Raw genomic sequence first — 11,056 nt, 5'->3', positions numbered from 1 at the left:
CCATAGCATCATCCAGAAGGACCTGGGGGATTGCAATCAGTAAGTGACAATCCAGCACTTGCCATAGCATTGTTCCGCTGCTTCCGGTAAGGAAAATTCAGCTTGCTTTAAGCTTTCGGGGATGTGCTTTTACTAAGTCCTTGAACCCACTGTACAACTCAAGTTCGGCATTCATGGTTGATAAAGTGTGTTTCTGATGCACCATCCGAAGATCGTCGCAGTTATCGCTATATTGTGAGAATCTTCTGGAAACGTTCCCTGCGCGACACGATCACAGACAGAGTCGACAGTCCGCTTAGCCGCCACCCGCACGATGCAGGATTGCTGCAGTGAAATAACGAGCGAATCGATTGCCGGAATCACCGGCCGGAAGAACGAGGGGCGTCAGGGACGCAGGCAACGAGCGGCAGCTTCCGCCGGAGAAGCGGCAGCAGACATGAATTCGCTTGAGTAAGAGAACTGCGAGTTTCAGAAAGCGTCTGCTGATGCGTCGTTGGTATGTGTAGAAAAGGTGCGAATTTGCAGCAAACCAGAGCCTGCTCGTACTGTTTAGTCCGGCATGAAAGTCGCGTTGATCCTCTTCGGTTCCCTTCATAAAACGCTGATGTGGACTGTGAAGTCGAAAGGGGACAACGCGCCGCTGCATCCTTGAATGGTTGAGTCTCTTAGGCTCGTCGATCAAATGCAGTTGCGAGAGGCGAAAGCAATTCGAATGAATCTACGCGGCGGAAACCACGGGTCTCTGACGAAGAATGCATCACTCAGTCGCCACGTCTTGCGCCGTGGGTTTTGGAAGCGAACTCACCTGCTGCACCCTGTCGCTGCGATAATGGTCGCATTCTGCTCCGGCCAATCCAGTTTCGCAGAGACTCTCGATATCGGCACCTCGGCCGACTTCCTCAACGCGATTCAGGCCGTTGATACCAATCCGGACAAAGACTACACGCTCAATTTCCTGAACAACTTCACGATGACGCAGCAGTCGCTCAACATTGCCAGCGACTCCGTCGTGAAATTGGCAGGCAATTCAAAAACGGTGGATGGAAATTCCCTGTTCCAGCCACTCGTCATCAACAAAGGGACCGTGGAACTGCATAGCTTTAACGTCATCAATGCAGGCCAACCAGTCACGGTGAACGGTGGAACTCTCGTCGATAAAACGGGCAGCCTCAAAGGCGATGTCCTCAACAACGGGGTCGTTGCCTTCGATTCACCGAACCCGCTGAACTACAGTGGGAATATGTCGGGTAACGGTAGTGTTCAGATCCTGGGCGAAGGCCCCGTCACGTTCAGCGGAACGAACACTTATTCCGATGGGACGTACATCGCCGAAGGAGCCTCTCTCACAGGAACGACCAGCAGCCTGCAAGGTAACTTTCTGAATTTTGGAAAGCTGGAGTTCAATCAAGACACGGCAGGCACCTATTCCGGCTCTATTTACGGCCATGGCGGCGTCGTGATCAGCGGCAGTGGGCCGGTCACTTTCACCGGCCTGAACGCGTATGACGGCGGCACGTTGGTGAATGCGGGAAGTACGTTGATTGGTTCAACCGACAGTCTGCAGGGTTCGATTCTCACTGACGGGACGGTGCAGTTTGATCAGCAGCAGGCGGGAACCTTCAAGGGGACGTTCTCAGGGACGGGCCACGTCCAGATTAGTGGAAGCGGCCCAATCACGTTTACGGCACCGAACTCTCACACGGGTGGGACATCCATTGATACCGGCAGCACCCTGATCGGAACGACCGCGAACCTGCATGGTGTCATCGAGAACGACGGAACAGTCGAGTTCAATCAAGTCGCAACAGGGGCGTTCAGCGGGAATATCTCTGGATCGGGGAAGGTCCTCATCAGCGGCAGTGGCCCCGTCGTCTTCACGGGACTTAATAGTTACACCGGGGGGACCACCATCGAAGAAGGAAGTACGCTGCTGGGAACCGCCAAGAGCCTGCATGGTACGATCCACAACGAGGGCTCCGTCCAATTCATCGCGGGCGGAAACGGAACCTACAGTGGAGACATGTCGGGGAAGGGAAGCCTCACGGTTGCCATGAGTGCTGCAATCAATCTGACCGGTAACAACACCTACACCGGCGGAACAAAGGTTGAAGACGGGGGCACTCTGATTGGCAACGCCAGCAGTCTGCAGGGATCAATTGATAACGACGGGACACTTGTCTTCAAAAGTATTCCCAGTCCATTTCAACTCCAGCAGGTCACCGTGGAAGGTCCCTCAGTGACTCCGCCGATTTACCGTGTGGCGCCAGGGTACCTTCCGCCCGTGTCGAACATTTTCGAAGGCGCTATTTCGGGATCCGGACACGTAGAAGTGGAAGGACCTGGGATCACGGCCTTCACCGGACAGAACACCTACATCGGCGGCACCACCGTCAAGAGCGGTGCTACGCTGGCAGGCTCGACGCGAGGCATTCAAGGAAACATCACCAATAACGGTTTCGTTCAGTTCAATAATTCACTGGGGCTGGAAAGTATGACTTTCCCCAGCGGTTCTGATCAGACCGGCGAGTATTCCGGAAACATGTCGGGAACAGGTGGCGTTGAGATCAGCGGGATCACTCCCATTCGGTTCACCGGGACGAACACTTACACCGGCGGGACCTATATCGATCATGGCAGTTCGCTGATTGGGACCACGAACAGTGTGCAAGGGGCGATTGCGAACGATGGTCTCGTAACGTTCGACCAGAACTTCGAAGGCACCTATGCGGGGAACATGGCAGGTTCAGGCGGTGTCTTGATCACGGGCGCGGGCTCGGTCACGTTCTCGGGGACAAACACCTATCTTGGCGGCACTGCAATCCATGCAGACAGCACCTTGATTGGAACGACGAGCAGCTTGCAGGGGGCGATTGATAACAGTGGGCTGCTACGTTTCCATCAGAGCACGTCAGGCCTGTTCACCGGCACGATTTCCGGTGACGGTGACGTCGAGATCGCAGGCACGGGGCCCGTTGTCTTTAAGTCACTGAATACCTACACCGGTACCACAACGGTGGGGGACGGAAGTACCCTGATCGTTAATGGATCGATCGTCGGCGACGTCGATGTCGAAAACGGTGCCAAACTAATGGGTGGCGGCAAAGTGGGAGATACGACGATCAAAGCCGGGGGGACAATCGCATCCGGCACCATTGGATCACCACTGACAATTCAGGGAGATCTGACTCAAAAAACAGGCAGCAGCTATGTCGCGGATCTGAATGCGACGGGTAGTGATCTCATCATCGTAAAAGGAACCGCCGAGATCGAGTCAGGGACGAAGCTGAATCTGAACCTGGGAAATTCCGTGCTGAACGTCGGCAAGACGTATGAGCTTCTCCGGGCTGAGGAGGGAATTGAGGGACATTACGACGGCATCTTCGCGACGCAGACGAACCAGCTTATTACTTTTTCACCTGACTATTCAGACGACAAGCTCACATTGACGGTCACTTCAAACCTGTCGCCCTATGCCGGAACCACCAACCAGAGAATCCTGGCGTCGGTCATTGACTACTCCAGCGGGTCCGCGACCGGAGATTACGCTGACGCAATTAGCTACCTGACGCTGGTCAATCCTCGCGGTGTGCAGTATGCACTCAATCAGCTTTCCGCAGACCTGTACCCCTCGCTGACCACGATCGAAAAGCAGACCTCTACGGTCCAGCTTCAACTGATCAGCAACCGATTGGCTCGCCTCAAGTCACCCGGTGTCATGGCGTCAGCGGTCGCACAAACGTCTAGCCCCTTGCGGCTTGTTTCCAGCCAGGCCAACGAATTTGCTCAGGGCTCCAATCCAGCGGGAGTATTGCCTCCGGCGACATCTCCGTGGTCGACATGGGCTCAAGGCTACGGCCTGGGTGGCAGTATTTCGAGCGATGGGAACGCAGGTGGATCCAACTACCGACTCGGGGGGACCTTGTTCGGTGTCGAGCGGTGGCTTGGTGAACAGTTTCTGGTTGGTCTGCTTGGTGGCTATGCCGGGACGTCGGTCGACAACGGACTGAACAGTTCCACAGCACAAATCAATTCCTATCAGGTCGGTCTGTACGAGCTGATTCGTGGTGAAGAAGCCTACCTCTCGAATATGGACTACTACGGGAACAACAACTATGACCTTTCACGCCCGATGAATCTGGGGGACATTCACCACACCGCCACCGCTACAAGTCGTGGCAATCAATGGTCTCACTATACCGAGGGGGGAATTAACCTCGATTTCGACGAACTGCGGCTTCAGCCCTTCATCGGATTCCAATACGTCTACATTGATCAGCAGGGTGTGAACGAATCAGGGGCGGGCAGTCTCAGCCTGCGAACAGATGGTCAGTCGATCAACAGCGTCCGGAACAGTTTCGGAGCGAGAGTCTACGACGAACGGATGTGGGGCGATGTGCTGTTCGTTCCATCGTTTGCCGCCAGCTATCAGCACGAATGGGGGAACGGAACACAGATGGTGTCGTCGTCGTTCGCCGGGGCGCCCACTGTCCAGTTCGCCACGGCCGGAAACAGCACCGGGCGTGAATTCGGCCTGCTGTCATTGAACGGGACGGCCTACTTCACGGACCGTTTCAGCGTCTACGCAGCGGTCGACGGACAGTTTGCCACGCGGTATTCAGCCGTGATCGGCTCTGGAGGGCTGCAGTACTCATGGTGAGACGCTGATGATCCATGCCTGTCGTTCTTTCCACTGCGGGTTCGCGCTGTCGAAGTCCAGAATCATATCAGGTACCGCCGCCGTAGCGTTTGACGTGTGATTCGTCTCGTCAGAAGGCCAGTGCACACCCCCGTAGGTGTTCAAACAAAATCCCCCACTGACTTTTGTCGACGACAAGGTCAGTGGGGGATGACGATACGACGGAAAGTCGGATTCGCCTGGTGACCGGTTACTTGTCTTCACTCAGGCAGTACAGCAGTTCCTGACGGTGGCCATGCTTGAGTGACGCAACGCGGAAATAAATGCGGTTGCCACAAATTGTGGGTGTCGCGAAAGCCTCATCTTCCAGCTTGTTCTCACCGAGGTCTTCGAAACCTTCGGGTGTTGCTTTGAAGATGTAGGTCGTTCCTGTTTCGTTCGTTGCGAAGATCTTGTCGCCAACGAGAACAGGCGAGGCACTGAAGGTCCCTTCGATCCGTTGCTTCCATTTCTCTTCGCCGGTGTCGCTCTTCCAGCAGATGGCGACTCCTGCATCCAGAACGGCATAGAGGTAACCATCTTTGTGAAGCATCGACGGAACGTAGACGCGGCTTCCATTTTCCCACGCCGTCTCGCCCGAACCGTCTGCCCGAATCGCACTCAGGTGGTTTCGGGGATATCCACCACTGGTATAGATCAGTTGGCCGTCTGTGACTGTCGACGTGACACACTCTTCCGTGGATCCTTTGATTTCCCAGAGCTTTTCACCGGTGAGAGGTTCAAAGCTGGTGACGAGGTTGCATCCGCTGAAGATCAACTGATCCTTTCCCGCGACATGCAAGATGATGGGCGACGTGTAGTTGGGCAGCTTGGGCCTGCCCTGCTTCCAGACGATTTCTCCCGTTTTTCGGTCGAGTCCGGCGATCGCACCGGACCCTTTGTTATCGGCCGAGACAATCAGCAGCGGACCATACACCGTGGGCGATGAACCAAATCCCTGATGAAGGATGTAGTCCGTGATTTTCGTCTGCCAGAGCTGTTTTCCTTCGAGGTCGAGCGCACTGGCATAGATGGCACCATCATGCAGAAACGTCGCGAATACGCGTTCGCCGTCGCACGCCATGGTTGAGTTGGCCAGGGTACTTTTCGTGTTCCCCTTGAGGTTCAATCCTCCCTGGTGCAGTTCGGTTTTCCAGAGCTGCTTTCCGCTTTTGCGATCATGGCAGAGGACGGACTGGAATTCACTGTCATGTTCGGCAGTCAGCAGAAACACTCGATCGCCGACGAGGATCGGGGAACCGTGCCCCTTTCCGGGAATCTCGACCTTCCAGACAACGTTCTTGGTGTCGCTCCAAGTGAGCGGGGGTGACTGGTCAGCCGCCGCTTCGCCGTTTCGGTGCGGCCCGCGCCACCAGGGCCAGTCGTCTTTCGCGAACTGGAATGTCTCTTGTCCGGCCTTCGATTGAGGTTCGTTAGCCAGACCAGTCAGACAGGCCATCAGGCCCGCTGTTGCCATTACACCTGCCGTTATCAGTCGTCGCATAGTTAGAAAGCCCAGAGATGCACTTAAAGGATCAATCGTTACCGGGAACCAAAGTAAAACAACATAAAGCCAAGAGCGACTCGGTGGAATTCCGGAGGAAATCCTCTGCTTTCGCCACCCAGAAATTCAGGGACAGCGACGAGCAGAACCAGAAGCAGCGCAGCCAGCGCTTTCAGATCACCCCAGGTCCCTGACGTGCGGACCCGGCGGCGATTCCACCAGTTGCTGATGGTGCGAACCGTCACCCCCAGCAGAAATGCGGCCATCATTCCCAGTAGTGATGCAGCATGATGATCGTTCAGCCGATGCTGCGTGTAGAGGTGGTAACCCAGCCAGCCGAAGGCCCCGACGATCACGATCCGAATCGTGTTTCGCGGCAGGAAGAGCGGGTTACGCTCTCGTTCAATGATCCCGTCTTCCTCTAATTCGCGCCGAACATCGGACGAAAGAGCAATGAATCGTCGAGACGCGAAGTAGTGCGTCAAAGAGATCAGCAGCGTCACGAACCATAAAAGATCCTGCTCTCGATCGAATGCATCGTTTCGAGCCAGTTTCAGGATGACCACACCCACCACCAGCAGGACCAGAAGCGCGCGAACACTTCCCGTGGGCATTCCCAGAGGAGGCCAGGTCTTCGGTGACCCATCAAATTCGTTGGTTGACATAATTCCGCTCTAAAATTGTCGGCGACCCATGGTTGGATTATCAGCAGCTTCCCTGGAGAAGAACGCTCAAAGGGTACCTTCGGTTCACACGACTGGTTCCCATCCTTTGCGATACTCGCGTCCCCAGAGTGCAGTTGCTTCTTCGTCCCCGACAATCGATTTCGTTTCCGGGTCGAATCGCAACATGCGCCCCAGTTTGTATGAGATATTTCCCAGATGACAAAGCAGGGTGCTGCGCTGACCAACTTCGATTTCCGAATTCAGGGGTACACCAGTCCGAACTGCTGAAAGGAAATTCTGGATGTGTTCCTGTTCACCTCCAATACCGCTTCCTTTGTCAATTTCTTTGCCTTTCGCGTCCAGGATCTTGTAGCCGGGATCGATGATATGCAGGCTTCCTTCCGTTCCATAGAAAATGACAGAGGCCAGCTTTTCGTCGCGACGTGGAAGACAACTGCTCACCTCCCAACTGCACCCTTTGTCGCCGAAATGAAAGACCGCAACCCCCGTGTCAGGGGTTTCCTGGTCATCGTCGTAATGGTACCGGCCCCCGAGGAAACTGATCTGCGTCGGGTAGTCGACTCCCAGACCCCAGCGGGCCACGTCGAGTGTATGGATACCATTGTTCGCCAGTTCCCCACCCCCCCAATGCCAGCGCCAGTGCCAGTTGTAATGAACCAGGTTATCAAGGTAGGGACGTTCAGGAGCGGGGCCCTGCCACAGCGAATAATCGAGATAGTCCGGAACAGGAACCACATTGCCCCGACCAATCGAGGTCCGATCTGCGGTGTACCAGCACCGTGCAAACAGAACTTTTCCAATGACTCCATCGTGCAGCTTCTGGATGGCTTCTCGAATTGCCGGCCACGTACGGCGTTGATTTCCCATCTGAACCAGTCGCTGGTTCTTCCGAGCGGCCTGAACCATCAGTTCCCCTTCACGCGCGTTGTGGCTTCCCGGCTTTTCCACATAGACGTGCTTACCGGCAGTGCAAGCGAGAATGGTCGCAGGTGCGTGCCAATGATTGCAGGTCGCAATGAACACTGCGTCCAGTTTGGGATCGTCGAGCATTCTGCGGAAATCAGTGATTCCCTGCGGCTTGGCTCCGCGACCTTCGACGGTTTTCATCGCGAGCGCCAAACGGTTTTGGTCTACATCGCAGACGTAATCAAGTTTCACTCCCGATGCATTCAACGCGGCGTTGGCATGAGCCATTCCACGGCCGGTTCCAATCACTCCCACCGACAGTTCGCGCTCAGTACTTTCCTGAGCGGCGGCTGAGGTAAAAAGCGCCGGTGCAAGGACTGCCGCTGCTGCCAGTGTCGAAGAGGTCTGAAAAAACTCACGGCGGTCGATCGCACACATAATGGAATCCTCGGCAAGCAGGTTCACAAATGACCAACGACGTAAATCAACGACGAAATTGCCCTGTCCTCAGCGGCGACAACATCATTGCGGCTTGATGCGAAAAGTCGAAGTCATACAGGAAAGAAATTGCTGATGAATGGTCCGAAAAGTTGCAGAGGAATGCTTGCGCAGTTTGCGGTAGGAACGGACGATCCTCGGACGCTTTTCCTTTCATTTCCGATGGATCAACCACGATGAATCTAAAGATCGAAAGAAATCGAATGGGATCGGTGCGACGTCGCGTTAACGCCATGACGGAATTGTGAATCAAGTTTTCTCGCGATAGCATGCCTTCCGGTCCTTTGACGACATTCCTGGAACCAGTCCACGGTGCCTGCCCCCGGAGTCCCAAATGGGTTTCATTGATATCTCACAGTTTCCTGCCATCGAACCGGTACCCGGATGTCGCATGCGAACTCCGTTCGGCGAAAACATGATGCTGTCATATCTGGAAATGGAGGACGGGGCAGAAGTTCCGCTGCACTCACACCCCCACGAACAGGGGGGAATGCTGATCCGGGGAACCATGCAGTTGACGATTGGGGACGAGACTCGAATTTGCGAAGCAGGATCAATGTTCCTGATTCCGCCGAATGTTCCCCACCGCGCGGTGGCCGTTAATGGTCCGTGTCTGGTGATGGACGTTTTCAGCCCCGTCCGCGAAGACTACGCCGCTTTGGCCAATCACTACATCCCGCCGCTTGACTCAGGCGCTGAAAAGCCCGCCGGCAACCAGTAATCTGTCGGCCTGAAATCAGCGCAAGCAGGAAGTTGAACCCCGACCAACCGAACTTCATTGTCTCGCCAGGGTTTTGTTGGTGTTAATCGGCCACACGCTGCGCGCGAACGGGGGACAGACGAAGCCCCCCTCGCCGTTACCGCAATTCGCCCTCATGAATGACCTTCGGGTGCCGAGTGACCGACCGGGTCCGCACCCGTGTCCTCCAGTTCCAGCCCTGGCGAAGACTCACGAGATTCGCGGTCCACGTAGCTTTCGAGCCACTCCGCTGCGGGAGGGGAATAAGGGCGAAGCTTCTCAAGCGTTCCCAGGTCACCGCGATACAGCAACGCTCGGTTTTCTCCCAGTCTTCCCGCCAGCGGGCTATCGACAAGGCTGGCGGAATCATTCGCGTTCATCGAAAAGAGAATCCGGTGTTCGAATCGGTTCATCTGGTCGCGTGCCAACCAGCGTTGAGCCGTTGCGTAACTATCGACCCAGGCCAGCGTGAAGATGCCGACAGAAGGTCCATCGCGCAAAATTTCGCCGAAGACCTGAGCCGAGTTCGTCGGTTTATCGCTGCTCGCCCCAAATCCGAAGTCGTCTTCTGATTTGCGTAGATCGCGGAACCGTGCCAGGTCATAAACGAACAGGAAAATGGGGGGGCCCGGTTCATCCGCCCGTCGACGCAATTCGGCCAGAATGTCAATCATGACCGTCGCTGTATCACGAGGAGACGCGATTCGCATCAGGCTGGCGTGTTCGGGAATGTTCTCGCGTTTCGCCGCAGAGTCCCTGGAAGGTGGCCGATTCCAGAGCGACACTAACTGCTGCCAGGTTTGAACAGAGGCGTTGTTCGGTAAACTTCCATCGAGCAGATGGACAGTGTGAGTATGAAGTCCGTGTCCCGCGGCCTGTGCACAAAGCGCAAGCGCACTTGCGGCCATCACCCCCAGCGCCATCGTGTCGTCCCTGCCGACGATCAGAATATTCGCCCCTTCGCGAAGCCCAAATCTCAATTCGATGGGTCCACTCATCGCAACCGAATCACCAATCCAGCAGGTCCATGGTTCCGGGATCTGCTGTCGCTCGGCCCCCAGTGCAGGGGACACCAATCGACTTTTCGCTAGCAGTCGCGTTAAACGTCGATTGGACTTGATGTCTGCAGGAACATTTCCTTCAAACACCAGCGGCGAAATGCCGCTGGTCGTGTCGTGAGGATCACGTCCCGACGCTTCGTTCGGCATATTGGCCGCTTCGCGGATCCACTTCAATCGTTGCCCACGCTCGTCTTCATCAAGCCAGACAACCTGAAATGGATGGTTTCCTTCGACCAGTCCGTTAGCGTCGTTGTAGATCGCTTCGCCCGGTCGAGTCAGCAGGCGTGCCGCTGTGTTTTCTTCACTCAGGATCAGATGCGCATCGGTTTCACTGCATTGCAAGGCGATGCGCACGGCCACTTGCCCGAGAGTGCTTCGTGCGAGGGAATATGCACCGGCCAGAGTCTGCGATCCGAGTAGCACGTGCACACCGAAGGCCCGCCCCTGTCGAATCAGCCGGTCCAGCAGCAACGACGCCTGCTGCGACAGCGCATCGTCTTCGATGAAGAACTCCTGAAACTCGTCGATCAGCAGCAACGTTCGGGGCATTACGACGTCGGGGCGCGCATCCCTGAAGGCAGCGATATCCTGAGCTCGTGCAGCACGGAACCGCTCACCCCGATCTCGTAAAAGTGCATCCAGTCGCTGCAGAACGCTCACACCAAATTCACGGTCGCTCTCGATCGCAATCACGCGAGCAGAAGGAAGCTGCTCTTCAGCGTAAACCTTGAACTCGACCCCTTTCTTGAAGTCGATCAGATAAAACTCCACCTCGGCCGGACTATAGTACAATGAAAGATTTGTGATCAGTGCGTGAAGCAGCGTCGATTTGCCCGATCCCGTTTTTCCGGCGATCAGCACATGTTGCGAAGTTCCTTTTCCCAGCCGCAAATACTGCAGTTTGGTGGCTCCGGCCCGACCAATCGGAACATCGATTCCCTTGCGGCTATCACCTTTCCAGAGTTCGCTGTCCTGCGGCGCGACTCG

General features: G+C 55.6%; 6 protein-coding genes. 2 read left to right on the top strand and 4 right to left on the bottom strand.

Translation table 11 applies throughout. The features are described from left to right. Window positions 1-712 precede the first annotated feature (712 nt). A complete protein-coding gene (locus tag VGE80_RS16620; RefSeq protein ID WP_440593443.1) occupies window positions 713-4,657 on the top strand; it encodes an autotransporter domain-containing protein in 3,945 nt (1,314 codons plus the stop codon). Between the two features lie 229 nt (window positions 4,658-4,886). On the opposite strand, the gene VGE80_RS16615 is transcribed toward VGE80_RS16620, so the two are convergent. The 3 genes from VGE80_RS16615 to VGE80_RS16605 form a co-directional block, all read right to left on the bottom strand. Further along, window positions 4,887-6,152 (bottom strand): outer membrane protein assembly factor BamB family protein, encoded by a 1,266-nt coding sequence (locus VGE80_RS16615; protein ID WP_440593442.1) that lies wholly within the window; start codon window positions 6,150-6,152, stop codon window positions 4,887-4,889. Window positions 6,153-6,217: 65 nt separating this feature from the next. Next, window positions 6,218-6,844: a hypothetical protein gene (locus VGE80_RS16610; protein WP_440593441.1), complete on the bottom strand. Its 627-nt coding sequence runs from the start codon at window positions 6,842-6,844 to the stop codon at window positions 6,218-6,220. Window positions 6,845-6,928: 84 nt separating this feature from the next. Then, on the bottom strand, window positions 6,929-8,209 hold the full coding sequence (locus VGE80_RS16605; protein ID WP_440593440.1) for a Gfo/Idh/MocA family protein: 1,281 nt from the start codon (window positions 8,207-8,209) through the stop codon (window positions 6,929-6,931). Window positions 8,210-8,603: 394 nt separating this feature from the next. On the opposite strand from VGE80_RS16605, the gene VGE80_RS16600 reads away from it, so the two are divergent. Then, window positions 8,604-8,990 (top strand): cupin domain-containing protein, encoded by a 387-nt coding sequence (locus VGE80_RS16600; protein WP_373652025.1) that lies wholly within the window; start codon window positions 8,604-8,606, stop codon window positions 8,988-8,990. 152 nt (window positions 8,991-9,142) lie between these two features. Here the strand turns inward: VGE80_RS16600 and VGE80_RS16595 are convergent. Beyond that, window positions 9,143-11,056, bottom strand: a 1,914-nt coding sequence (locus tag VGE80_RS16595; RefSeq protein WP_440593439.1) for an FtsK/SpoIIIE domain-containing protein, incomplete at its 5' end; no start/stop codon positions are given.

Source organism: Schlesneria sp., assembly GCF_036405755.1.
In the GTDB taxonomy this organism is placed as follows: domain Bacteria; phylum Planctomycetota; class Planctomycetia; order Planctomycetales; family Planctomycetaceae; genus Schlesneria; species Schlesneria sphaerica.
This window is presented reverse-complemented; position numbering and strand designations above follow the sequence as displayed.